Genomic DNA, 24,706 nt, shown 5'->3' with positions numbered 1-24,706 from the left:
CTGCCGCCCCGGTCCTGGAGGCGCGCGGTCTGACGGTCGCCTTCGGCGGCGGGCGGCGGCGGCCGCCGGTGCCCGTGGTGCGCGGCGTCGACCTCGTGCTGCGCCCCGGCGAAGTGCTGGGTCTGGTCGGTGAGTCCGGCGCGGGCAAGTCGCTCACCGCGCTCTCCCTGCTCGGCCTGGCACCGCCCGGCGCCCGAGTGGGCGGTTCGGTGCGGCTGCTGGGCGAGGAGGTGCTGGGGCGGCCGGAGCGGGAGCTGGCCGGGATCCGGGGCCGCCGGATCGCCATGGTCTTCCAGGATCCGCTGCACGCCTTCACCCCGGTGCTGCGGGTCGGCGACCAGATCGCGGAGGCCCTGCGCATCCACGAACGCCCCCGCCCGCGCCGCGACACGGCGCTGCGGCGGGCCGTGGAGCTCCTGGACTTCGTGGGGGTGCCGCAGCCGTCCCGGGCCGCGGGCGCCCTGCCGCACCAGCTGTCCGGCGGAATGCTCCAGCGAGCCATGATCGCGATGGCGGTGGCGAACCGGCCCGCGGTCCTCGTCGCGGACGAGCCGACCAGCGCGCTCGACGTGACCGTGCAGGCCCAGGTCCTTGAAGCGCTCGCGGCGGCCCGGCGGGAGACGGGAGCGGCGCTGCTCCTCGTCACCCACGACCTCGGCGTGGTCGCGGGCGCCGCGGACCGGGTCACGGTCCTCTACGCGGGGCGGGTGGTGGAGACCGGGCCGGTGGAAGCGGTGCTGTGCCGCCCCCGGATGCCGTACACCCTCGGGCTCGTCGGCTCGGTGCCGCGCCTCGACGCCCGGGTGCCGCTCACCCCGGTGCCGGGCACCGCCCCCGCGCCGGGCACCGCCGGCCCGGGCTGCCCCTTCGCCCCGCGCTGCCCGCTGGCGGAACCGGAGTGCCGCACGGCCGAGCCCCCGCTCACCGGAGTGGACAGCCCGTCCCGCGCCGACGCCTCGGCACCCGGCGCCCACGAGGCGGCCTGCCGACGGATCCCGGAGGTCCGGCACTGGAGCGCGGCGGAGCTGTTCGGACCGCCGACGCAGCCCCCGGGCCGGGGCGGGACACCGGGCCGGGGCAGCACACGGGGCCGGGGCGGGACACCGGGCCGGGACGCCACACCGCAGGGCAGGGGCGCCGACGTCGTGCTGCGGGTCTCCGGGCTCGGCCGGTCGTACCGGTCGTACCGGTCGGCCGGGTTCCGGCAGCGGCGTGTTCCCGAGGTGCGGGCCGTCGAGTGGGTCGATCTGGAGGTGGGGCGCGGGCAGACCCTGGCGCTCGTCGGGGAGTCCGGGGCCGGGAAGAGCACGACGCTGCGGGAGATCGCCTCGCTGACGGCTCCGCAGGCCGGCCGGGTGGAGATCCTCGGGCAGGACACCGCGCTGCTGTCCCGCCGGGCGGCGCGTGAGCTGCGGACGGCGGTGCAGCTGGTGCCGCAGGATCCGATGTCGAGCCTCGATCCGCGGATGCCGGTGGGCGACATCGTCGCCGAACCGCTGCACGCCGCGCGGGTGCCGCCGGCCGTCGTGGCGGCGCGGGTGCCCCGGCTGCTCTCCCAGGTGGGGCTGCGCCCCGCGGACGCGGACGGCTACCCGCACCGGTTCTCCGGCGGACAGCGGCAGCGCATCGCCATCGCCCGGGCCCTCGCGGTCGGGCCCGCGCTGCTGCTGCTCGACGAGCCGGTGTCCGCGCTGGACGTGTCGGTGCAGGCCGGGATCCTGGACCTGCTGCTGCGGCTGAAGCGGGAGCTGGGCCCGGCGTATCTGCTGGTCTCGCACGACCTCGCGGTGGTACGGCAGCTCGCCGACCGGGTGTCGGTCATGTACGCGGGCCGGACGGTGGAGACGGGCGGTGTCGCCGAGGTGTTCGGGCGGCCGCGCCATCCCTACACCCGGGCCCTGCTCTCGGCCGTCCCGCTGCCGGATCCGCTCGCCGAACGCTCCCGGCGCCGGATCGTGCTGCCCGGTGACCCCGGGCCGGACCCGCGCACCGCCTCCGGCTGCGGCTTCCGGGCCCGCTGTCCCCACCACGCCGTGCTCTCCGCCGCGGAACGGCGGCGCTGCGCGCAGGAGGTGCCCCGCGGGCGGGCGGCGGGCCCGGAGGCCGGCCACACCGTCGCCTGCCACTTCCCGCACGACCTCCCGCACGACGAAGGACCGGGGCCGGTCCGACGGCCGTAGTGCGGCCGCCGGACCGGACCCGGTCCCGTGCGCAGCGCGTGTCCGATCAGCAGCAGCCACCACTCCCACCGCTGGACGCGGCCATGCCCTCGTGCACCGGGCGGTTGCTCGGACCGGAGGCGCTCAGCCACAGGCCCCCCGACACAAGACCACTGACCAGGACGACGATTGCAAAGAGCGCGATTATTTTATTGCTCACGAAAATCCCCTCCCCTGAACAATAGAAGGCTGCGCCTTGACAATTAAAGTCAACCTTGAATGACAGTTATAGTCAAGCAGTTTCTCGCAAAATCAATAACAATCAAACGGAATATCGCGCACCACATAAGCCTGCCGGTAAATCGATCAGAGAACTGTGCTGCAAAATGCGGTCGAGAGCCGCTAAAAGATCACCGGAAGCCCATTGGGTAGATATCAACTTACTGGTAACATCGATCTGTCATCCCGACAGTCAAGTACTGCACCGAGGAGTTGGCATGGATCCACTCGGCAACGCGACGGCCGCAGGGCTGGGCGAGCGCATCAGGTTGTTGCGCGGCAAACGTGGACTCAAGCAGCAGGACCTCGCGTCCGGGGAGATTTCGGCGAGCTACATCTCCTTGATCGAGTCGGGCAAGCGCGGCGCCCCGTCGGACTCGGTGCTCGCCGCGCTCGCCGAGCGCCTCGGGTGCTCGGTGGAGTACCTGCGCAGCGGACGCGACGACCACGAGCTGGAGGAGACCCGGCTGCGGCTGGCCTTCGGCGAGATGGCCCTGCGCAACGGCAGCAACGGCGAGGCCCTCCAGACCCTGAGCGACCTCCTGGCGAAGCCGTCCCTGCTGGACCCGTCGATGACCCGGCGCGCGCGCATCGCGCAGGCCTCCGCCCTGGAGAAGCTCGACCGGATCGAGGCCGCCATCACGATCCTCGAAGACCTCCAGCGCGACCCCGAACTGCCGCCCGGTTCCGCCGACTGGTGCACCGTGTCGGTCGCCCTGTGCCGCTGCTACCGCAACGCCGGCGACATCACGACGAGCATCGAGATCGGCGAGCGGGCCATGTCCCGCCTCGACGCCCTCGGCCTGGACGTCACCGTCGACCACGTCCAGCTCGGCGCCACGCTCATGGCGTCGTTCCACATGCGGGGCGACCTCACCCGCGCCCAGCTTCTCGGGGTCCGGCTCCTGGACGCCGCCGAGAAGCAGGGGGCACGGGCCGCGCGGGGTGCCGTCTTCTGGAACGCGGGGCTCGTGGCGCGCTCCCGCGGCCAGCTGAACGAGGCGCTGGCCCTGGTGGAGCGGGCGCTGGCGCTGATGTCCGAGGACGACAACATCCGCCATGTCGCCATGCTCAAGATGAACTGCGGCTCGCTGCTCCTCCAGGTCGACCAGCCCGAACCGGCGCGCGCCAAGCAGCTGTTGGAGGAGGCCCAGCAGCTGCTGGCGGAGGTCGGCAACGCGCCCGAGCTCGCCCAGTGCGAGATCGGCCTGGCCGACGCGGACGCGATGCTCGGCAACTGGGACGAGGCCGCGGCCCACGCGGAGCGGGCCCTCGGCCTCACCGGCCCGGAGTCCCGCATCCAGGCGGTCGGTGCGCGTGCCACGCTCGCCGAGATCCATCTGCTGCGCGGCGACCACGAGCAGGCGGCCCAGTGCCTGCAGGCCGCCACCCGGCAGCTGCGCCAGTTCCCGCCGTCCCACCAGACCGCGCTCAACTGGCGTTACGTGGGCGACCTGTGGCGCCGCCAGGGCAACAGCACGGCCGCCCTGCAGGCGTACGACCAGGCGCTGTCGTCGGCCGGCCTGGCCCCGAACCGCGACCCGAGCACGTCCTTCACCGAGCAGGGCCGTTCCTGACCCGCTCCGCCCCGTTCCCCGGACCACCCGAATTCCCCTCCCGGAACCGCCGTGAAATACCCGCACGACAAAGCGAATTGAAAGTCCGTCGAGCACCGATTTCCATGTACCGGTTCCGGTCCTTTCACCGCCGGATTCGACGCCGTTCGACGCCTGTTCGGACGCCGAGTCGGACATGGGGTCGACCGCCGCCCCGGAATCCGGGGCGGACGCCGGACCGGACCCCCGGCCGGACGCCGGGGCGAGCACCGGGGCGAGCGCCCGGCCGGAGCCCGGGACGGACGCCCGGCCCGGCGCCGCGTCGGACGCCGGGTCCGCTGACCGGACGGGGCCGGTGGAGCGGCCCCGGGCCGGTGGAGCAGTCCCGGGCCGGTGGCCGTCAGTGGGGTGCGGTGGCCAGTCGGTGCACCGCGGCGAGCGGGACCGGCAGTCGGTCGGGGCGCAGCCGGGACTCGTACACGGCCTCGTAGACGGCCTTGTCCGCCTCGAAGGCCCGGAGCAGCACGGGGTGGCAGTCCGGGTCCTCGTGTCCGGCGGCCGCGTACCCGGCGACGAACGCCCGCCGGTTGCGCACCGCCCACGCGGACGCGCGCCTCCGCCGCCGCAGCCGGGCCGCGGGCGAGGTCTCCGCCGGTTCGCCCGCCTCGACGGCGGTGAGCCCGGTGCGGGCCGCGTAGTCGAAGGAGCGCAGCATGCCGGCGACGTCCTTCAGCACCGGCTGCGGGCGGGCGCGTTCGGCGGCGGACCGGGCCGGCTCGCCCTCGAAGTCGACGATCCGCCAGCCGTCGTGGGTCCGCAGCGCCTGCCCGAGGTGCAGGTCGCCGTGGGTGCGCTGGACGTAGAGGGGGCAGCCGCGCCCGGCCACCCGGGCGCAGTCGTCGAAGAGGGCGCCGAGCCGTGCGGTGTACCGGGCGAGGGCCGGGACCTCCTCGGCGGCCTCCTTGGCGCGCATGGTCATCCGCGCCGCCTCCTCGGCCACGTCCTCCACGGTCAGCCGGGTCCGCCCGAACGCCTCGCCCAGCGCACCGTGCACGTCGGCGACGGCCCGGCCCAGACCGAACGCGTCCCCGGTGAAGCCCCGGGCCGAACCGCGGCCGGTGCCGGCCACGGAGTCGGTCGCCTGCCGCAGCGCCTCCTCCCAGCCGTCCCGGGCGTCCGGCAGGAACTCCTCGACGAGGCCGAGCACCAGGCCCTCCGCGCCGGGGGCGTCGCTGTGCACCGCCCCGTAGAGGTGGGGTGTGCGGGCGCACTCCTGGCGGGTGAGCGCCCGCAGCGCCTCGACCTCGGTGTGCGGGGCCGGCTCCGGGCGGCGGAAGATCTTCAGCAGGACCCGGTCGCCGTAGGCCACCGAGGTGTTGCTCTGCTCCACCTGGAGCGGCTTCGGCACCAGGCCGACCGGCAGCGGATAGCGGGAGCTGCGCTCCAGGCGCGGCCCCTGCGGTGCGCCGCCGCCCGCCAGGGTGCGCAGCAGCAGGGCGAGCAGGGCGCCGTCGGCCAGCGCGTCGTAGACCCGCCAGCCCTGCCAGGGGCCGCTCGGCACGGTCGCGATCGCGGCGGTCGCCAGCCGGTCCGGCAGCTCCGGGCGCAGGCCCAGCAGGAGCTGGACGCGCAGCGGGCCGGCCTCGCCGTCCGCCGAGACCACGGCGTGCAGCAGCAGCGGGGGTTCGTCGCCGACCACCGAGGCCGCCTCGGCGGTCAGCGGGGCTCCGGCGTAGCGCGCGTCGAACCAGCGCCGGCCCGTCAGCCAGGGCCCGAGCGCGGGCAGCAGCGGCCGCAGGATCTCCGACCTCGTGTCCAGCCTCGGGTCCGACCTCGGGTCCGGCCTGGTCCCCGGCCTCGGGTCCGTCGTCATGACGCCTCCTCGGTCGTCAGTACGTGCGCGACCTGGTGGGCCGGGTCGAGGCGCACATAGGTGGACTCGCCCCAGGCGTAGGCGGCTCCGGTGAGTTCGTCGCGGAGCTTGAGCGTGCCGTCGGCGGGCAGGCCGAGGGCCGCCAGGTCGCAGGTCACGGTCGCCTCCTGGGCCCGGTGCGGATCCAGGTTGACGACGACCAGCACCACGTCGGTGCCGCCCTGGGGCAGGTCCACGTGTTTGGAGTAGGCGAGGACCTGGTCGTTGTCGGTGTGCTGGAGCCGCAGGTTGCGCAGTTCCTGGAGGGCCGGACGGGTCCGGCGGATCCGGTTGAGCCGGGTGATCAGCGGGGCGATGGTCCGCCCCTCGGCCTCGGCCCGCGCCCAGTCCCGGGGCCGCAGCTGGTACTTCTCCGAGGCGAGGTAGTCCTCGGTGCCCTCGGCGAGCGGGGTGTTCTCGCACAGTTCGAACCCGGCGTACACCCCCCAGCTGGGCGCGGCGGTCGCCGCCAGCACGGCCCGCACCTCGAAGGCGGCCCGGCCGCCGTGCTGGAGGTAGGCGTGCAGGATGTCCGGGGTGTTCACGAACAGGTTGGGCCGCAGGAAGTCGGCGCTGTCCCGGGTGAGTTCGGGCAGGTACTCGGTCAGCTCCTGCTTGCTGTTCTTCCAGGTGAAGTAGGTGTACGACTGCTGGAAGCCGGCCTGGGCCAGGGCGTGCACCATGGCCCGCCGGGTGAACGCCTCGGCCAGGAACACCACGTCCGGGTCGGTGGTGTTGACCTCGGCGATCAGCCGCTCCCAGAAGTGCACCGGCTTGGTGTGCGGGTTGTCGACGCGGAAGATCCGGACGCCCTGCGCCATCCAGTGCCGCAGGACGCGCAGCGCCTCGGCGTACAGGCCCTCGAAGTCGGTGTCGAAGTCGAGGGGGTGGATGTCCTCGTAGGTCTTCGGCGGGTTCTCGGCGTAGGCGACCGAGCCGTCCACCCGGTGGTGGAACCACTCGGGGTGCCCGGTCACCCAGGGGTGGTCCGGGGAGCACTGCAGGGCGAAGTCGATGGCCACCTCCAGGCCGAGGCCGCGGGCTGTGGCGACGAAGTACCGGAAGTCGTCCAGGGTGCCGAGATCGGGGTGGAGGGTGTCGTGGCCGCCCTGCCAGGAGCCGATGGCCCAGGGCGAGCCGACGTCGTCCGGGCCGGCGACGAGAACGTTGTCGGGACCCTTGCGGTGGGTGGCGCCGATGGGGTGGACGGGCGGCAGGTACACCACGTCGAAGCCCATCGTGGCCACGGCGGGCAGCCGCCCGGCGGCGGTCCGCAGGGTGCCGCTCACCGGCGGCGCGCCCGACTCCACCACGGCGCCCTCCGAGCGCGGGAACAGTTCGTACCAGGAGCCGACCAGGGCCCGCCGCCGCTCCACGCGCAGCGCCGACGGCCGGGAGGCGGTGACCAGTTCGCGCAGTGCGTAGCGGCCCAGGGCGGCCGTCACCCGGGGGTTGGTGACGGCCGCCAGCCGGGCCGAGGCCGGGCCGAGGGTGTCGCGGAGCGCGGCGATCGCGGCCCGGACCTCCTCGCGCCGGCCCCGGTCGGTGATGTCGTTCTCGCCGTGTGCGGCCCGTTCGTGCAGCAGCACGCCCTCGCGCAGGGTGAGTTCGGTGTCGACGCCGGCCTCGATCTTCAGCTCGGCGTCCCGGCGCCAGGTGGCCAGAGGGTCGGCCCAGGCCTCGACCCGGAAGGTCCACAGGCCCTCGGTGCCGGGCACCACGGTGGCGCTCCAGCGGTCGGCGTCGGGGTCGACGAGGGTCATCGGCACCCGCTGGGCGGGGGCACCCTCGGGGCCGCGCAGGACCACGTCCGCGGCGATCACGCCGTGGCCCTCGCGGAAGACGGTCGCCGTGACGTCGACGTGCTCGCCGGTCACGGCCTTGGCGGGCAGTTCCCCGTCCCGCACCCGGGGGCGGACGTCGAGGACGGGGATGCGCCCGGTCACCGGTGTCATGATGATCGCTCCTCTCCCCGTTCGCGTCCCGTCAGCCCTGCCCGGCCGGGACGGCCTGGGCGGGCTGGACGGCCTCGGCGGGCTGGACGGCCTGGGCGGCCGGAGCGGGCTCGGCGGGCTGACGGTCGGCGAGCAGGTCGATGATGGTGCGGGCGAAGACGTGGCAGTGGTTGCCGGTGCGGCCGGTGACCAGGTCGTCGTGGATCACGACGTCCTCGTCGACGTACTCGCCGCCCATGTTCCGCAGGTCGCCCAGCAGGTTGTTGTGGACGACCGCGCGCCGGCCGCGCATCAGGTTCGGGATCGGCGCGGCGAGCCACATGCCGTGGCAGATGATGCCCTTGACGATCGCCGGGTCGGCGAACGCGCGGCGCAGGAACTGCGAGGCGGGCGGCAGCTGTTCGGGGTCGTCGGTGTAGCGCAGGCGGTCGGAGACCATCCCGGAGGGGACGATCACCGCCGAGTACTCCTTGAGCGCGAACTCGTCGAGGTCCTCGAAGGACTCGGTGACCTCGAAGGGCATGCGGTGCTCGTGCCCCTGGAAGGTCATGGCCTCGTTGCCCCAGAGCCGGGTCAGGAAGTGGACCTCCGCGCCCTCCTCGGGGAAGCGGTAGCGGTAGTAGAGGATCTCGGGCTCGTAGAAGTCGCTCTCCATCAGGACGGCGATCTTGTGTCCGTTCAGTCGCACGGCGGTCACCCCTTTCCCTTGGCCGTCACCAGGTCGACGAGGAACGGCCCGTGGTGGGCGAGGGCCTGTGCCACCGCGCCCTCGGCCTGCCCGGGCTTCTCCACCCGCACGGCGGCCACCCCGAGGGAGCGGGCGAGGCCGGTGAAGTCGATGGGCGGGTGGGAGAGGTCGAACATGCCGGGCTGTGCGTGGGCCGGAATGCCGGTCTCCCGCCAGTACTCCTCGATGTTGTCCTCCAGCAGCCGGTAGCTGCCGTTGTTGCAGATCACGAACTTGGTGGGCAGGCCGTGGCGGGCGGCCGTCCACAGGGCCTGGAAGGTGTACATGCTGCCGCCGTCACCGGTGAACCCGACCACCGTGCGGTCGGGATGGGCGAGCTGGGCGCCGAGCGCGCCGGGCAGCCCGACGCCGAGGGAGCCGCCCCGGGTCTGCATCCACTGGCCGGGCACGATGGGCGGCAGGTGCCGGAAGAGCGTCGGGGACGCGGTCAGCGCCTCGTCGAACAGCAGGGAATCCGGCGGGAGTCGGCGGGCGAGTTCGCGGGCGAAGGCGGCGGTGGGCACGGACTGCGCCTCGCCGTCGGCCAAGTCCCGCTCCCGGGCGCCGGCCAGGGCGTCGGCCCGCTCGGCGGCCCGCACCCGCAGCCGCTCGGCCGCTTCCGTCCGCCGCGCCTCCCCCATCTCCCCGTGCAGCGCGTCGGCGAGCAGCCCGAGGGTGGCCTTCGGGTCGGCCACGATGCCGAGGTCGACCGGGAAGTTCTTGGCGATGGCGTCGGTGTCCAGGTCCACGTGGACCACCGGGGTGCCCTCGGCGAAGACGTCGTACAGGGCCGGGAACACCTCGGGCAGCGCGTAGGTGCCGACGATCAGGACGCCGTCGGCGGCGCCGGTGACCCGCCGGCTCTGCTCGCCGAACATGTGCCCCAACTGACCGGCGTACGCCGGGTGTTGCACGGAGAGGTTGACCTCGGCCCAGTCGGCGCCGTACACGTCGGCGCCCCACACCTCGGCGAGGCGCGCCAGTTCGGCCTGGGCGCCCGCGAAGTGGACGCCGTCGCCGGCCACGATCAGCGGGCGGCGGGCCCCGGCGAGCAGGGCGGCGGCCCGGGCGACGGTGTCCGGGGCGGGCAGGCTGCGGGTGTCCGGGTAGCTGACCGGAACGACCGCCTCCCGGGTGCCGGCGTCCATCACGTCGGCCGGCAGCACCACCAGGACCGGCCCGTACGGCGGGGTTCCGGCCACCTTGAAGGCGCGGCGCAGCACCCGCAGCGTGGAGTCGGGGTCGAGCACCCGGGTCGCCCACTTGGTGACGGGCTCCGCCATGCCGACCAGGTCGGCCGCCATCTGGGCGTCCAGCCCTGCGTACCGCAGCCCGGCCTCGCCGACCAGGGTGACGATCGGGGCGTGGCCGCGCATGGCCTGGTAGAGCATGCCGATGCCGTTGCCGAGGCCGACCCCGGAGTGCAGTTGCAGGACCGCCGGGGTGCGGGTGGCGCGGGCGTGGCCGTCCGCCATGCCGACGGCCGTGGCCTCCTGCAGGGCCAGGATGTACTGGATCGAGGGGAAGGAGCGCAGTTCGTCGAGGAACCCCTGCTCGACCGTGCCGGGGTTGCCGAACATGTACCGGACGCCTTCGGCCTCCAGTTGCTCCAGGAGCGCGACGCGCGCGGGCCTGCTGTCCATGCTGGTCACCTCTCGGACCTTTCGCGGGACGGGTGTCAGGACGTCAGGAGGTCCTGAACCCCCACTGGCGCAGGCCCTGTTCGAGGACCTCGACGGTCTTCTGGCCGGTCAGGTAGGAGTCGGGGGTCGAACGGCCCGTGATGAACGGGTAGTCGACGATGACCGAGGTCTCCTTGCCGAAGTTGCCGTGGTAGGCGCCGCCGGGCGCGGTGGCGTCGCGCAGGATGTACTCCAGCGGGTACGGCGGCGGGCCCATCACGAAGTCGGTGCCGAGGAAGCCGGTGCCGTCCTTGTAGTCGTACTCGATGCAGTGCCCGGTGACGTGCTTGCCGCGGATGATGGAGGTACGGGTCTCCTGGTCGCGGGCGAAGGCCAGGCAGGCGACGCCGTAGCACTCGGCGGCGATCGGCCGGTCCAGCTCGCGGAAGGCGAGGATCAGGTCGTGCACCCGCCAGTTGTTGGCGAGGTCGACGATGGGTCCGCTGCCGCCGACGATCAGCAGCGCGTCGTAGCGGTCGGCGATCTGGCGGCGGATCTGCTCCAGGCGGCTGTGGTAGGCCTCCCAGTCGCGCAGGAAGTACGGCCGGGAGCGGTAGGGCCGGTCGGGCAGCCAGGACGCGAGGTCGAGGGGGTTGTCGAGCCGGTCCGACTCCTCGACGGCCCGTACCTTCGCCGCCATCTCGGGCGTGGTGACGGACCGGCCGAGCGGCGGGTCGACGTGCTCGGGGTCCATGCTCGGCGGCAGCGCATTGGGCCGCTTGCCGGTGGGGGTGGCGAAGGTGACGTGGTAGCCGGCCTGGTCGAAGGTCTCCAGGGGGCCGATCAACTCCTCGCCCCAGTAGCCGTGTTCGGACAGGACGACGAGGATGCGCCTGCTCATGGGATTCCTCCCGGATCGGCGGGACGGTGCCAAGTGGCGGATTCCTGTCTACGGCGGGGCACTTCGTCCGGACCATCGCCGTCGCCCGTGCTCACGGCACATGCCCAAGTGGCCGAATGCACTACGGCATGTTGTGGCCAACGCCTGCCGGGGCGTCGCTACCGGGCGGTACGGCCGCCGCGGGCGGCGAGTTGCCCGAGCCGGAGCTGCGACTTCGCACAGTCCGGCCGGAGTTCCGGCGCGCGGCCCGCGGGGCGCCCCGGCTGTGGGGTCATCGGACGCGTATCGCTCCCGGTTCCCGGGGGCGGGACCCCGATGAGCGGAGACATCCATGTCCACCGAACAGACCGGCTCCGACCGGGAGATCGAGGAGTTCGTGCAGCGCTGGTTCGGCCTGCTCAACGTGCACGCCCCGGTCGCGGAGCTGCTGCCCTTCGTCGCCGACGAGGGCCTGGAGATGGCCTTCCCGGAGCGCACCCTGCACAGCCACGCGGACTTCCTCGACTGGTACGCGGCCGTCGGTGAGGCCTACAGCGAGCAGGACCACACCGTGGAGAAGCTCGTCCACCAGGAGACCGGAGCCCGCATCGGCATCGACCTGACCGTCGTGTGGACGGCGAAGTCGACCGCCGACGGCTCCGTGTCCTCGTTCCGGATCAACCAGCAGTGGCAGCTCGAACGCCCCGCGCCCGGCGCCGCCCCGGTGATCGTCGACTACCAGGTCGGCGAACCGGCCGCCCTCTGACCCCGTCACCGTTTGGAGGCTGACATGCCGTCGAATCCGACTCCCCCGGTGCCCCAGGGCGCCGACTACGTGGTGGTCGGCGCGGGTTCCGCCGGCTGCGCCGTGGCCGCCCGGCTCAGCGCGGACCCGTCCGTGACCGTGATCCTGCTGGAGGCCGGCGGCCCGGACGAACGCCCCGAGATCCACCACGCCGACGCCGCCTCGGTCCTCTCCCTGCTGACCGCCGACTGGCGGGGCGAGATCGACTGGGGCTACGAGACCGAACCCCAGGCCGGAATGGACGGCCGCCGGATACCGGTGGCCCGCGGCAAGGTCCTCGGCGGGTGCAGTTCCGTCAACGCCCTGATGTGGGTGCGCGGCAGCCGCCACGACTACGACCGCTGGGTCGCCGAGGGCGCGAGCGGCTGGTCGTACGACGAGGTCCTGCCGTACTTCCGGGCCGCCGAGAGCTACTCCGGCGGCGGCTCCGAGCTGCGCGGCGCCGACGGCCCGGTCCGCGTACGGCAGTTGGACCGCCCGTCGCCGCTGGCGTCCGCCTTCGTGGCGGCGGCCGGTGAACTCGGCCACGACGCCGCGAGCGACGGCGACTACAACGGCGCCCGGCAGGACGGCTTCGGCTTCCTGTACCAGACCAACCGCGACGACGCGGGCGGCCGGTGCAGCGCCGCCGACGCCTACCTCCGCCCGGCCCTCGCCCGCCCCAACCTGACCGTGCTGACCGGCGCCCGCACCACCCGGCTGCTGCTCGACGGGAACCGCGTCACCGGCGTCGAGTACGTCAGGGACGGCGCCGCGGCCCGGATCCGCGCCGACCGCGAAGTCATCGTCTCCGCAGGCGCGTTCGAGTCGCCGAAGCTCCTGATGCTGTCCGGCATCGGCCCGGCCGACCACCTCAGGGCGCACGGCATCCACTGCGTGCGCGACCTGCAGGGCGTGGGCGCCGGGCTCCAGGACCACCTCTTCACCCCGGTCTGCTACCAGTCCCTCCAGGAGCACCCGCCCGGCGCGCTGCTCTCCGAGGCCGGGCTGTTCACCCACACCCCGGCCGCCGACCCGGACGGGCCGCCCGACCTGCAGTTCACCTTCGGCCCGGTCAAGTTCCTGCCCGCCGGCGCACCGGCCGACCAGTGGGAGGGCCCCGGCCTGACCTTCGCCCCGATCGCCGTGCTCCCGCACAGCCGGGGCCGGGTCCGGCTGCGCGACGCCGACCCCGAGTCCAACGCGGTGATCAGCGCCGGCTACCTCACCTCGGCGGCCGACCTGGACGTCCTGGTGTACGGGGTCGAGCTGGCCCGCGAACTGGCCGCCGCCCGGGCCTTCGACGCCTTCCGCGGCGACGAACTCGGCCCCGGCAAGGACGTCACGACCCCGGACGAGCTGCGCGCCTACGTCGCCGCCAACGCGACCACCCTGTGGCACCCGGCCGGCACCTGCCGGATGGGCACCGGACCGGAGGCCGTCACCGACCCCGAGCTGCGCGTCCACGGCATCGAGGGCCTGCGGGTCGCGGACGCCTCCGTGATGCCGTCCATCGTGGCCGGCAACACCCACGCACCCAGCGTGATGATCGGCGAGCGCGCGGCGGCGTTCGCCCTCGGCACCTCCCGGCCGCTGTCCTCCGCCGCCCGACCGACCGAGGGGATGCACCATGTCCACCCGTGACCAGCAGGAGATCCAGAAGCTCTACTCCCGCTTCCTCGACGCGCTGAACGCCGGCGACCTCCAGGGGGTCCGCGCCGTCCTCAGCCCGGACTTCACCGACCACCACCCCGGCTTCGACATCACCGGCATCGACTCCTACCTGGACGCGGTGCGCGGCGCGCACGAGTCGCTCGACATCAAGGGCGAGCTGGAGGAGGGCGTACCGCTCGACGACGGCCGGCTCGTCACCCGGGTGAAGCTCACCGGCACCCACCTCGGCGACGTGCTGGGCTTCCCGGCCACCGGCCGCAAGGTCGAGTGGTCCACCACCGAGATCTGGCGGGCCGAGAACGGCCTGTTCGCCGAGCGCTGGGCCCAGGACGACCTGCTCGGCCTGCGCACCCAGCTGTCCTCCGACGACCTCAACTACACCGTGGTCCGCCAGGTCAGCGACGCGGTCAACGAGCGCCGCTACGACGACCTGGACGAGATGTTCGGGCCGACGTTCAAGGACAACAACCCGGCCTGGAGCGTCGAGAGCCTCGACGAGCTCAAGGGGATCATCAGGGCCGCGCACGACGCGCTGGACTTCACCGTGCACCTGGATGCCCTGTACCCGGCCGCCCCGGACAAGGTGATCATGCACATCACCTTCCACGGCCGGCACATCGCGCCGTTCTTCGGCAAGGAGCCGACCGGCAAGGAGGTCTCCTGGACCAGCCTGGAGGTCTACCGCCTGGAGGACGGCAAGGTCGTCGAGCGCTGGGTCCAGGCCGACACCACGGGCCTGATGCGCCAGCTCGGCGTGGACCTCCCCTGATCCCCACCACAGATCCGCAGCAGCAGGAAAGGACGGCCGCATGAGCACCCGAGAAGTGGTCGACACGTACTACCGGCTGGCCAACGAGGGCGACTGGGACGCCTGGTGCGACCTGTTCGCGATCGACCAGACCATGGACGAGCAGCTGGCCGGGCACGTCGAGGGACGCGAGACGCTCCGCGAGATGATGAAGGGCTTCCCGCAGATGTACGCCTCCTTCGCCAACGTCCCGCGCCTGGTGGTCGTGGACGGCGAGCAGGCCGCGGTGGTCTCCGACATCACCGCCCGCACCCCGGACGGCATCGCGGTCGAGGCCGCGGTGTGCAACTACTTCCGGGTCCGGGGCGGGCTGATCACCTACATGACGAACGTCCACGACACCGTGCCGTTCGCCCCGGTCACCGGGAAGTGACGGCCATGACGACCGCCGCCCCGAACGCCGCCCCGAACGGCCTGCGCTGGGCCCACGTGGGCCTCAACTGCCGTGACCAGAAGGCCACCGAGGACTTCTACACCCGGCACTTCGGCTTCCGCCGCGCCCGGGTGGTGGAGGCCGACGGCACCCGCGTGGTCTTCCTGCGCAACGGCCCGGCCTGCCTGGAGCTGTTCGCGACCGACGCGGACCCGCTCGTGACGGCCGAGAAGGACGGCCCGGCCGCCCCCGGCACGGCCCGCCACCTCGCCTTCCAGGTCGACGACGTGGACGCGTTCCTCGCCGCCGCCGGGGGCGAGCTGGAGCCGACGCTCGGACCGCTGACGTTCGACGAGTTCATCCCCGGCTGGAAGACGGTCTGGGTCTCCGACCCGGACGGCGTCGTGGTGGAGGTCAGCCAGGGATACACCGACCAGTCCACCGAAGAACTGGCAACGTACGCCTGACAGGAGAGTTCCCCAGATGAAGGCCGTTCCCGAGCAGACCATTCTCATCACCGGCGCGACCGACGGTCTCGGCCGCGCGGTCGCCCGCGAACTCGCCGCGCAGGGCGCGTCGCTGATCCTGCACGGCCGCAGCGCGGCCAAGGGCGCGGACCTGCTGGCCGAGCTGCGCGCGGCCGGCGCCACCGGCCGGCTCAGCTACGAGCTCGCCGACTTCTCCTCCCTGGAGGACATCGGCAAGCTCGCCGAGCGGATCCTCACCACGTACGACCGGCTGGACGTGCTGGTGAACAACGCGGGCATCGGGGTCGAGCTGGCCCGCCAGGAGAGCCAGGACGGGCTGGAGCTCACCTTCCAGGTCGACTACCTGGCGGCCTACATCCTCAGCTGCCGGCTCGCCCCGCTGCTGGTGGCGTCGGCACCGGCCCGCATCATCAACGTCAGCTCCGCGGGCCAGGCGCCGATCAACTTCCGGGACGTGATGCTGGAGCGCAACTGGGACGGCGTACAGGCCTACTGCCAGGCCAAGCTCGCCCAGATCTCGCTCACCTTCGACCTGGCCGAGCGGCTGCGCGGCACCGGGGTCACGGCCAACGCGCTGCACCCGGCGTCGTACATGCCGACCAAGATGGTGGTGAACCTGTTCACCCCGCAGAGCACGGTCGCGGACGGCATGCGCAACACCCTGCGGCTGATCACCGACCCGGCCCTGGACGACGTCTCCGGCGTCTACTTCAACCGCTCCACGCGGGCCCGGGCAGGTGCCCAGGCATACGACGAGCCGGCCCGCGCGCAGTTGCGGAAGCTGAGCGAGTCGCTGACCGGGGTGGCGTTCCCGGCCAGCTTCGGCTGAGCCCGAACGGGACGAGCCCCCGCCTCACCGCAGCGAGGCGGGGGCTCGTCCATGCCCTGGTGGGTTTGTCGACTGCGGCGCCGTCGTGGCTGGTCGCGCAGTTCCCCGCGCCCCTTACGGGGCGCTGCCACCTCAGTCCGCTGTGACGGACAGTCGGTGGTGGAATACGTTGTGCGGGTCCCAGGCCGCCTTTACCGCCTGCAGCCGGGGCAGGTTGTCCTTGAAGTAGAGGCTCTGCCAGGGCACCCCCGAGGTATTCCAGGCCGGGTCGGCGAGGTCGGTGTCCGGGTAGTTGATGTACGAGCCGTCGTTGGTGTCGTCGGGCGCGGGAACCCCGCCGGTGGCCACGTACAGGTCGCGGTAGAGGGCGCGCATCCAGGCCACGTGCCGGTCGTCGTCCGCGGCGGCGGGCCAGTACGTCGTGAAGTTGGCCTTGAGGACCGAGTCCCGCTGGGCCAGCGCGGTGGCCGAGGACGCGACGGTGTTGACCTTGCCGCCGTAGGAGTAGAGCAGGATCCCGGCGTGACCGTCGTAGCCGGCGTCGGAGAGGTAGCCGTAGAGGGTGGAGGCCTGGGCGGCGGACCAGCCCTTGCGCAGGTAGGCGCCCTTGGACTTGGTCCGGTTGTACAGCCCGGTGTCGTAGGGGTCCTTGAGCGTCGTCTTCATCCACGGCCAGGAGGAGCGGACCTCGGTGTACGGCGCCCCGATGCCACCGGCCACCGCCGTGACGTACGCGTCGAGGAGCGCGGAGGCGTCCGAACGGGTGGCGTCGATCTGCGAGTTGAGCACGAGCGCGCCCTGCACCCGGTTGTAGAGGATGAGCACGCTGTGCAGGCTGTCGTAGGCGGAGCCGGCCACGCTGTTGCGGGCGTGCCAGGCGCCGTGGTCGGCGATCAGGGCGGTGAAGGCGGCCTCCGTCAGGTCGCTCCACTTGATGCTGACCGTGGACTTCAGGAGCGTCTTCGGAGGCCTGGGCAGCAGGCCGGCGGGGTCGGTGCCGGTGGCGTCCGGGGAGCGGAACCAGTAGCGGGTGACGATGCCGTAGGTGCCGCCGCCTCCGCCGGTGTGCGCCCACCACAGCTCGCGGTGCGGGTCGTCCGGCTCCCGGGTGGCGACCACCGCGCGGGCGGTGCCGGAGGCGTCGACGGTCACCACCTCCACGGCGTACAGGTGGTCCACGACCGCCCCGTGCTGCCGGCACATGGCGCCGTAGCCGCCACCGGTGACGTGCCCGCCGACCCCGACGGTCGGGCAGGTGCCGCCCGGCAGCGCCACCCCCCACTCCAGGTACAGGGTCCGGTAGACGTGGCCGAGGGTGGCACCGCCCTCGACGAGGAAGGCCCGGCGGGCGGGGTCGTGGCGGACGGCGTCCATCTCGGACATGTCGACGAGTATCCGTACGTCCGGGTCGTCGACGAGCCCGTCCAGGCAGTGCCCGCCGCCGCGCACCCCGATGCGTCTGCCGTCGCGCACGGCCTCCTGGACGACGGCCACCACCTGGTCGGTGCTGTGCACGAGCCGCACGGAGTCGGGGGCGGCGGTGAATCTCGCGTTGTAGCCGCGGGAGGTGAGGTCGAGATAGCGGGCGTCGGAGGCGTCGACGGTGACCGCGGCGGGGGCGGACGTCGTGGTGGCGGCGTGGGCGGGGGCCGGGAGGAGGGCCGCGCCGGCCCCGGCGGCGGCCGCCGAGCCGAGGAGTCCGCGCCGGGTGAGTCGGGCGGCGGGCCGCCGGTCTGGCTGCTGCTGTCGTGTCACAGGTGTCTCCTTCAGTCGTGGGGAAACGGCTGCCGCCCGGGAGGCGCGGAGCCTCCCGGGCGGCAGGGGGGAGCCGCGGACGGGGCGGTCAGACGACCTCGTGTCCGCTGACGGTGGTCTCGGGAATCTCGTCGCGGACGTCCCAGTGCTCGACGATCAGTCCCTCGTCGATCCGGAAGACCTCCACGACGACCATGCCGCGGTCGTCCGGGTCACCGCGGAAGCGGGTGTGCAGGAAGACCAGGTCTCCCGAACCGGCCGCGCGCCGGATCTCGAACCGGGCCCGCGGGTACTGCTTGTGGAAGCCGTCGATGAACTCGACCAGCGGGGCCCGCCCGTCGGGCAGGTTCGGGTTGTGCTGGATGAGGTCCTCGGCCAGGTACTTGTCGGCCAGCTCGGTCCGCCCCTGGTTCCAGACGGTCTCGACGTACTCCCGAACGAAGTTCACCTGGTGGCTGCTCATAGGGTTCTCCTTGAACTGACTTGAGGGACAACGCCCCGACAGGGGCGCGGGGCTGTATCGATTTGCGGCTGCCGCCGCGTGGGCGCGACCAGCCACGACGGCGCCGCAGACGACCGCCAAGGCATCGGCGCTCAGCTGGTGTGTACGGGGGTTGCCGCCCTATCGGTAGTCGCCGCCTGCGCGACCTGCCGAACCGAGGACAGATGGGCCACTCCGGCCAGCACGAGGACGCCCAGGGCCGCCCACGGAATGGGCCCGGCCCCCAGGTCCGGCAGCAGGCTGCTGCCGATGAAGCTGCCGAGGCTCATCCCCAGGTACAGCGCCGCGGCGTTCATCGCGAGGATCAGTCCCGGCTGCAGCGGCACCAGCTCCACCAGCCGGGCCTGCTGCGGCGCCTGGTACATCTGGCTGAAGAACGCCCAGAACGCGAAGAACACGACCCCGGGCGCGGAGTGCGGAGCCACCAGCAGCAGCGCGAAGCCGAGCGCGAGCCCGAGCACGGCGACGCTCACCGTGCGCCCGCCGCCCAGCCGCTCGGCGATCCGCGGCGCGAAGGCGTTGCCCGCCACGCCGATGACGCCGAAGGCGAGCAGCGTCAGCGAGATCAGCCCGGAGGACGCGCCGAAGCGGTCCTTCAGGTAGGCGCCCGCGATGCCGTAGACGGTGAACTGGGCGGCCATGAAGAGCAGGGTCGTGGTGACCGTGGCGGCCGTGGCCGGGGTGCGCATCGCCTCGCGGTAGGCGCCGACCGTCGGGGGTTCGCCGGCCGGGATCTCGGGGACGAAGACCAGCACCGTCACGAAGGCGAGCGCGGACAGCGCGGCCACGCCGAGCAGGGCCGGCCGCCAGCCCAGGGTGCCGCCGAGGAACGAGGCGAGCGGCACGCCGAGCACCGCGGCGGCCGTCATGCCGCCGAACACCGTGGCCAGGGCCCGCTGCCGGCGCTCCGGCGGCACGATCAGCGCTCCGGCCGCCGAGGCGCCGGGACCGAAGACGGCGGCGCCCATCGCGCCGAGCACCCGGGTGGCGGTGAGGAAGCCGTAGTCGGGCGCGACGGCGCCGAGGGCCGCGCCGACGGTGAGCAGGCCGATACCGACGAGCAGCACCCGCTTGCGGTTCCACCGGCGCAGCAGGATGGGGGCGGTGGGCGCGCAGACCGCGAAGGTCAGCGCGAAGACGGTGACCAGGATGCCCACGGTGGCCGGCTGGACGTGCAGGTCGTCGCCGATCGGGCCGTTCAGGCCGACGACCGCCAGCGAGATCGTCCCCAGGCTGAAGTAGCCCAGTGACAGGGAGAGCAGGGCGGGTAAATCGCTGCGGGACGGCATCAAGCCACCTCCTCTTCCTCTTCGTCATCGGTGCCGGAAAGGCGGGAGCCGGGAAGTTCCATACAGCGAACCTAGAAACGCTCCGCGTCCCGCCGAGACCGCTCCGGAAGGGCGTCCGGCACTCCCCCAGGTCCGTCGGCCTACTACGTCAGGTCGCCGTCAGGCCGCCGCTGGACCGCCGCCGGACCGCCGCTGGACCGCCGCCGGACCGCCGTCAGGCCGCCCCGAACCCACGGTTCCGCAGCACCAGCGGGACCTGTCGCCCGGAGCTGATCAGCCAGTGCTCGACCGCGTTGACCAGCAGGAGCAGCACGGTGGTGACGGCGAGCGTGGCCACGCCCGGGAGTCGCCAGAACGGCAGGGCGAGGGCGAGCAGGACGAGGCCGCCGTAGAACCGGGTGGCGGACGCGGCGCCGAACATGCGGCGCCGGGTGTAGCAGAACGCGAGCATGAAGAGGGCGGCGCCGGACGGCAGCAGGGCGGCGCTCAGCGCGTCCGGGGTGTGCAGGGGGGAGCGGACGGTGCGGGTGGCGCCGACGGAGACCAGCAACAGCCCGACGACCAGCACCAGATGGCCGTAGCTGAGCACGTCGCGGACGACGACGGACGGGGTCGGGTGGGTGCGCAGGGCGTGGGCGACGGCCGAGGCCACCAGGTGGAAGTAGAGCCACCACAGGGCGCAGCCGACCAGGAAGGCGAGGACGAGGGCGGTCAGTTCGGCCGGGGCGAGCGAGCCGTGGGCGGCGCCGGCGCCGACGGCGAAGACGTTCTCCCCGAGGGCGATCATGACGAACAGGCCGAAGCGCTCGGGCAGATGGTTGACGCCGAACGCCAACTGTCGCAGGTGGCCGCTGAGTACGACGGGCGCGACGATCTCGGCGACGACGGCGAAGGCCCAGCAGACCTCGCGCCACGGCGCCGGCACGGTGGCGCAGGCGAACAGGACCAGGGCGAAGGCGAGTCCGGCCCGGTAGGGGTGGATGGTGTAGAGGGCGCACTCCTTGCGGATCGCCTCCCCGATCAGCAGGCGCAGGGCGAGGTAGCTTCCGGAGTAGAGCAGGGCCGCCTCCCGGTCGGCCAGGGCGAGCGGGGCGGCCACCGCCATGCCGTAGACGGCGAGCGCGGTCAGCAGCAGGAACACCCGTTGCAGGTTGGTCTCGAGCACGGCGTTCATCGCCATGACGACGTCCACCCAGGCCCACCAGAGGGGGACCAGTACGAGCAGGCATTCGCCCAGCACCGGCCAGCTCGGGTGCACGGCCACCGGGTGGGCGACCTGGCCCACGCCGAACGCGAGGACCAGGTCGAAGAAGAGCTCCGCCCAGGTGGTGCGGTCGCGCGCCGGAACGGCAGGAACGGTCGTCGTCGCTGCGGTTGCGTCGGTCATTTCTGTATGGGGACACGGCCCCCGTCCGCCGCCGGCACGGGGTGGAAAGCCGGCGCGTACTGCGGGAAGTCACGGCACCGGATGTCTCAACTCGGCCGCCGGAACGGCCGGTTCACGTCACTCTGGGCAGCCCGGCTCAGCGCAGCTCCGCGACGTACCGGTCGGTGCCCGGCACGGTCGGCACGAACGGCGCCACCAGCTCCACCCGCCCCAGCCCCGACCCGGCGACCTCCTCGTCCAGGCCGGTGAAGCGGTCCTCCCAGCACTCCCTCGGGTCGGTCTCCAGGAACCACAGCAGGGTCAGCCGGGTGTCCACCCCCTCCACCTGCTTCACGTACGTCATCCGGTCCCCGGGGAGCGGGGTCGGCCGGAAGACGGTCACCATCGCGGTCGGCGAACCCGCCAGCTTCTTCGGCAGGTGCCGTCCGCGCAACCACTCCACCAGTTCGGCCCGCTGCTCGGCCGACTCGCTGTCGACGACCTCCACCACCAGCCCCGCGTAGGGGTGGTCGAGGGCGTGGAAGTCGCGCGGACCGGCGGCCCCGTCCCGGTACACGGTGGCCTCGTGGTCCTGGAACGCCGTGAAGACGTGGGTCCGGTCCTGGTACACCCGGGCGTCCCGGTTCAGCCGTTTGTTGATGGCGACGGTCCACTTCATGTGGTCGGCGTAGCGGCCGTCGGTGATCCAGTAGGTGGAGATGTAGCACCCCGCGGTCACCGGCTGGGCGACGGCCGACTTCTCGGGGTAGCGCAGGAGTTGCAGGTCGCGGGTGGCGACCCAGCGGCGCCCGGCGTACATCCAGGGCATGGCCATCGCGCCTGCGTAGTAGTGGTCGTCCTCGTACCAGCGGTTGTACGCGTACTCGTGCCCGGGGTGCGGTTCGACCATGGTGATGAGGGCGTGGCCCGGGCGGACGCCGTACGGGCCCACGGCGGCGAGTTCGGCGTAGACGTCACTGCGGGTGTCGTCGCTCATGCGGTTCCCCTTTCCGGTGGTCGCCCATACTCTGACGCTCCGTCAGATAAAGCGCCAGGGTTCAGGAGGCTTCCATGTCGCTGCTCGCGGGCAAGACCGTCGTCGTCTCGGGAGTCGGCGCCGGGCTCGGGCACCAGGTCGCGGCGGCCGTCGTACGGGACGGCGGGAACGCCGCGCTCGGCGCGCGGACCGAGGCGAACCTCGCGAAGAGCGCGGCCGACATCGACCCGGGGGGCACCAGGACCGCGTACCTGCCCACCGACATCACCGACGAGGGCCAGTGCGGGGCGCTGGCCGCGCTGGCCCGGGAGCGGTTCGGCGGGATCGACGCGGTGGTCCATGTCGCCGCCTGGGACTCCTACTTCGGCGGGGTCGAGGACGCCGACTTCGCGACCTGGGCCTCGGTCATCGACGTGAACCTGCTGGGGACGCTGCGGATGACCCGGGCGTGCCTGCCGGGACTGAAGGCGGCGGGCGGCGGCTCGGTCGTCCTCATCGGCACCCAGTCCGCCGTCGCCGCGCCCTCGCAGGTGAAGCAGGCCGCGTACGCCGCCTCCAAGGGCGCGCTGACCAGCGCGATGTACTCGCTGGCGCGGGAGCTGGGGCCGTACCGGATCCGGGTCAACACGGTGCTGCCGGGCTGGATGTGGGGGCCGCCGGTGCAGGCGTACGTCCAGTTCACCGCGCACACGGAAGGGGTGCCGGAGGACGAGGTGCTGGGCCGGCTGACCGGACGGATGGCGCTGCCGGAGCTGGCGACGGACGGGGACGTGGCGGACGCGGCGGTGTTCCTGGCGTCGGACCGGGCGCGGGCCATCACGGGGCAGTCGCTGCTGGTCAACGCGGGGGAGCTGATGCGCTAGGGACCGATCCGGGTCCACCCATTCATTCACACTCATGAACCAAGGTCAGGAAGACGAACGATTTTACTTTCCCTTGACCCTACGCCCGCTTGTCGTGCCCGCGTAACGGAACCCACGATGAGCGGGCACTTCGCGGCCTTCCCCGTCCCCGCTCCGCTTATGCGAAGTGCCAGCCAGCTGAGCGGAGTTCAGTAGGCGGACCCTGGAAGGGGGGCGCATGAACGGGCTCGACTGGGCCGTGCTCATCGGCTACTTCGGTGTGATGGTCGCGATCGGCGTCTGGTCGCACAAACGCGTGGACAACGTCAGTGACTTCTTCACCGCGGGCGGCAAGATGCCCTGGTGGCTGTCCGGCATCTCGCACCACATGTCGGGCTACAGCGCGGTGATGTTCACCGGGTACGCGGGCATCGCCTACACCTACGGCGTGACGTCCTTCGTCACCTGGTCCTTCCCGATCGCGCTCGGCATCGCGATCGGCTCGAAACTCTTCGCCCCGCGCATCAACCGCCTGCGCTCGCGCCTGCACGTGGCGTCCCCGCTCGAATACCTGAAGAGCCGCTACAACCTCTCCACCCAGCAGGCGCTGGCCTGGTCCGGCATGCTCCTGAAGATCGTGGACGTGGCCGCGAAGTGGGCGGCGATCGCCACCCTGCTGTCGGTGTTCACCGGGGTCTCCCTCAACCAGGGCATCTTCATCACCGGCGCGATCACGGCGGTCTACTGCACGATCGGCGGCCTGTGGGCGGACGCGCTCACCGAACTCGGCCAGTTCGTCATCCAGCTCCTGGCCGGCATCTCGATGTTCGTGGCCGTCGTCCTGAAGCTGAACGACAAGGGCATCGGCTTCTTCGACGCCTGGGACCAGCCGGCCCTGCACGGCCACGGCAAGCCGCTCGTCGGCCCCTACGGCACGGTGTTCCTGCTCGCCTTCCTCTTCATCAAGCTCTTCGAGTACAACGGCGGCATGCTCAACCAGGCCCAGCGCTACATGGCCACGGCCGGCCCGAAGGAGGCCGAGCGCAGCGCCCGCCTCTCCGCCGCCCTCTGGCTGGTCTGGCCGGTCGTCCTGTTCTTCCCCATGTGGATGTCGCCGCTCCTGGTGCACGCCCAGAAGCCGGACGGCTCCGACTCCTACGGCCTGATGACCGAACAGCTCCTCCCGCACGGCCTGCTGGGCCTGGTGATCGTCGGCTTCTTCTCCCACACGATGGCGATGTGCTCCTCCGACGCCAACGCGATCGCGGCCGTCTTCACCCGTGACGTGGCCCCGGTCGTCTCGCAGCGGGCGCGGGCGTGGAACGAACGCTCGGGCCTGATCGCGGCCCGCGTCACGACGGTCGTCTTCCTGGGCCTGTCCATGACGGTGGCCACCCAGATCAACTCCCCCACCTTCAAGGACATCATCACCGTGGTCATCAAGTGGGTGGCCGGCCTGATGGGCCCGATCGCCATCCCGATGATGCTCGGCCTGCTCCGCCCGTTCCGCCGCTCCGGCCCGACGGCGGCCCTCACCAGCTGGGCGGCGGGCCTGCTGGCCTTCTGGCTGGTCAACTACCCGATCAACTGGAACGTGGACGGCGGCGTCCCCCTCCAGTACCAGGTCTCGGTCCCGCTCGCCGTCTCCCTGGTCCTCTACATCCTCATCGGCTTCCTCAAGCCGGAGGACACCCCGGAACGCCTCGCGATCATCGAGAGCGTGAACACGGACGGGGACAGCGCGGCCGCGGCGGTCCCGGTCCCCGCCCAGGCGGGCAGCGGCGACGCCCTGGGGGCACCGGTCAAGGACTGACCGGCCGTGCGGGGGTGGGTGCTGGACGGAAGACCCGCACCCGGGGGGCGGGGTGACCGGCGCACGATGGACAAGGGGGGGGGGGGGGGGGGGTGA

The 24,706-nt window shown here is 72.5% G+C and carries 20 protein-coding genes; 10 read left to right on the top strand and 10 right to left on the bottom strand.

Annotated features, from left to right (window positions below):
- Window positions 1-14 precede the first annotated feature (14 nt).
- Together ACFWPQ_RS21715 and ACFWPQ_RS21710 are read left to right on the top strand one after the other, a co-directional pair.
- Window positions 15-2,180 (top strand): dipeptide ABC transporter ATP-binding protein, encoded by a 2,166-nt coding sequence (locus tag ACFWPQ_RS21715; protein ID WP_384037411.1) that lies wholly within the window; start codon window positions 15-17, stop codon window positions 2,178-2,180.
- A 476-nt stretch (window positions 2,181-2,656) separates the two neighbouring features.
- Entirely contained in the window at window positions 2,657-4,015 is a 1,359-nt protein-coding gene (locus ACFWPQ_RS21710; RefSeq protein ID WP_384037015.1) for a helix-turn-helix domain-containing protein, read from the top strand.
- A gap of 379 nt (window positions 4,016-4,394) precedes the next feature.
- Here the strand turns inward: ACFWPQ_RS21710 and ACFWPQ_RS21705 are convergent, their stop codons facing one another.
- From ACFWPQ_RS21705 to ACFWPQ_RS21685, 5 genes are read right to left on the bottom strand one after another with little or no spacing between them, the layout of a single operon-like run.
- Window positions 4,395-5,867 carry a hypothetical protein gene (locus ACFWPQ_RS21705; RefSeq protein WP_384037012.1) on the bottom strand — a complete coding sequence of 491 codons (1,473 nt, stop codon included), beginning with the start codon at window positions 5,865-5,867 and terminating at the stop codon, window positions 4,395-4,397.
- Window positions 5,864-7,861, bottom strand: a complete 1,998-nt coding sequence (locus ACFWPQ_RS21700; protein ID WP_384037009.1) for an alpha-1,4-glucan--maltose-1-phosphate maltosyltransferase — start codon at window positions 7,859-7,861, stop codon at window positions 5,864-5,866. The genes ACFWPQ_RS21705 and ACFWPQ_RS21700 overlap by 4 nt, the downstream gene beginning before the upstream one ends.
- A 31-nt stretch (window positions 7,862-7,892) precedes the next feature.
- A complete protein-coding gene (locus tag ACFWPQ_RS21695) occupies window positions 7,893-8,549 on the bottom strand; it encodes a DJ-1/PfpI family protein (protein WP_384037006.1) in 657 nt (218 codons plus the stop codon).
- A 5-nt stretch (window positions 8,550-8,554) separates the two neighbouring features.
- Window positions 8,555-10,231 carry a thiamine pyrophosphate-binding protein gene (locus tag ACFWPQ_RS21690; protein WP_384037003.1) on the bottom strand — a complete coding sequence of 559 codons (1,677 nt, stop codon included), beginning with the start codon at window positions 10,229-10,231 and terminating at the stop codon, window positions 8,555-8,557.
- Window positions 10,232-10,274: 43 nt separating this feature from the next.
- Complete coding sequence (locus tag ACFWPQ_RS21685) at window positions 10,275-11,111, bottom strand: type 1 glutamine amidotransferase domain-containing protein (protein WP_384037001.1); 837 nt, start codon at window positions 11,109-11,111, stop codon at window positions 10,275-10,277.
- 331 nt (window positions 11,112-11,442) lie between these two features.
- Here ACFWPQ_RS21685 and ACFWPQ_RS21680 point away from each other — a divergent pair, with 331 nt between their 5' ends.
- From ACFWPQ_RS21680 to ACFWPQ_RS21655, 6 genes are read left to right on the top strand one after another with little or no spacing between them, the layout of a single operon-like run.
- On the top strand, window positions 11,443-11,856 hold the full coding sequence (locus tag ACFWPQ_RS21680; protein WP_384036999.1) for a hypothetical protein: 414 nt from the start codon (window positions 11,443-11,445) through the stop codon (window positions 11,854-11,856).
- 24 nt (window positions 11,857-11,880) lie between these two features.
- Window positions 11,881-13,518: a GMC family oxidoreductase gene (locus ACFWPQ_RS21675; protein ID WP_384036996.1), complete on the top strand. Its 1,638-nt coding sequence runs from the start codon at window positions 11,881-11,883 to the stop codon at window positions 13,516-13,518.
- Window positions 13,505-14,317, top strand: a complete 813-nt coding sequence (locus ACFWPQ_RS21670) for an ester cyclase (protein ID WP_384036993.1) — start codon at window positions 13,505-13,507, stop codon at window positions 14,315-14,317. The genes ACFWPQ_RS21675 and ACFWPQ_RS21670 overlap by 14 nt, the downstream gene beginning before the upstream one ends.
- A 40-nt stretch (window positions 14,318-14,357) precedes the next feature.
- A complete protein-coding gene (locus ACFWPQ_RS21665) occupies window positions 14,358-14,729 on the top strand; it encodes a nuclear transport factor 2 family protein (protein WP_089102080.1) in 372 nt (123 codons plus the stop codon).
- Between the two features lie 5 nt (window positions 14,730-14,734).
- On the top strand, window positions 14,735-15,196 hold the full coding sequence (locus ACFWPQ_RS21660; RefSeq protein WP_384036988.1) for a VOC family protein: 462 nt from the start codon (window positions 14,735-14,737) through the stop codon (window positions 15,194-15,196).
- A 16-nt stretch (window positions 15,197-15,212) separates the two neighbouring features.
- Entirely contained in the window at window positions 15,213-16,046 is an 834-nt protein-coding gene (locus tag ACFWPQ_RS21655) for an SDR family NAD(P)-dependent oxidoreductase (protein ID WP_384036986.1), read from the top strand.
- A 132-nt stretch (window positions 16,047-16,178) separates the two neighbouring features.
- On the opposite strand, the gene ACFWPQ_RS21650 is transcribed toward ACFWPQ_RS21655, so the two are convergent.
- The 5 genes from ACFWPQ_RS21650 to ACFWPQ_RS21630 all read right to left on the bottom strand — a co-directional run bounded on the left by ACFWPQ_RS21650 (window position 16,179) and on the right by ACFWPQ_RS21630 (window position 21,955).
- Window positions 16,179-17,801 carry an FAD-binding protein gene (locus ACFWPQ_RS21650; RefSeq protein ID WP_384036983.1) on the bottom strand — a complete coding sequence of 541 codons (1,623 nt, stop codon included), beginning with the start codon at window positions 17,799-17,801 and terminating at the stop codon, window positions 16,179-16,181.
- Between the two features lie 88 nt (window positions 17,802-17,889).
- Window positions 17,890-18,264: a nuclear transport factor 2 family protein gene (locus ACFWPQ_RS21645; RefSeq protein ID WP_384036980.1), complete on the bottom strand. Its 375-nt coding sequence runs from the start codon at window positions 18,262-18,264 to the stop codon at window positions 17,890-17,892.
- A 131-nt stretch (window positions 18,265-18,395) separates the two neighbouring features.
- Complete coding sequence (locus ACFWPQ_RS21640) at window positions 18,396-19,592, bottom strand: MFS transporter (RefSeq protein ID WP_384036977.1); 1,197 nt, start codon at window positions 19,590-19,592, stop codon at window positions 18,396-18,398.
- Between the two features lie 214 nt (window positions 19,593-19,806).
- Window positions 19,807-20,979: a low temperature requirement protein A gene (locus tag ACFWPQ_RS21635; RefSeq protein WP_384036974.1), complete on the bottom strand. Its 1,173-nt coding sequence runs from the start codon at window positions 20,977-20,979 to the stop codon at window positions 19,807-19,809.
- Window positions 20,980-21,115: 136 nt separating this feature from the next.
- Window positions 21,116-21,955, bottom strand: coding sequence for a hypothetical protein (locus ACFWPQ_RS21630; RefSeq protein WP_384036971.1), 840 nt, complete (start codon window positions 21,953-21,955; stop codon window positions 21,116-21,118).
- 74 nt (window positions 21,956-22,029) lie between these two features.
- On the opposite strand from ACFWPQ_RS21630, the gene ACFWPQ_RS21625 reads away from it, so the two are divergent.
- Together ACFWPQ_RS21625 and ACFWPQ_RS21620 are read left to right on the top strand one after the other, a co-directional pair.
- Window positions 22,030-22,818, top strand: coding sequence for an SDR family oxidoreductase (locus ACFWPQ_RS21625; protein ID WP_384036968.1), 789 nt, complete (start codon window positions 22,030-22,032; stop codon window positions 22,816-22,818).
- Between the two features lie 217 nt (window positions 22,819-23,035).
- The gene (locus tag ACFWPQ_RS21620) at window positions 23,036-24,610 is read left to right on the top strand and encodes a sodium:solute symporter family protein (protein WP_384036965.1); all 1,575 of its coding nucleotides are present in this window, start codon (window positions 23,036-23,038) and stop codon (window positions 24,608-24,610) included.
- The last annotated feature ends 96 nt before the right edge of the window (window positions 24,611-24,706 follow it).

Source organism: Streptomyces sp. NPDC058464 (assembly GCF_042721035.1).
Classification (GTDB): domain Bacteria; phylum Actinomycetota; class Actinomycetes; order Streptomycetales; family Streptomycetaceae; genus Streptomyces.
This window is presented reverse-complemented; position numbering and strand designations above follow the sequence as displayed.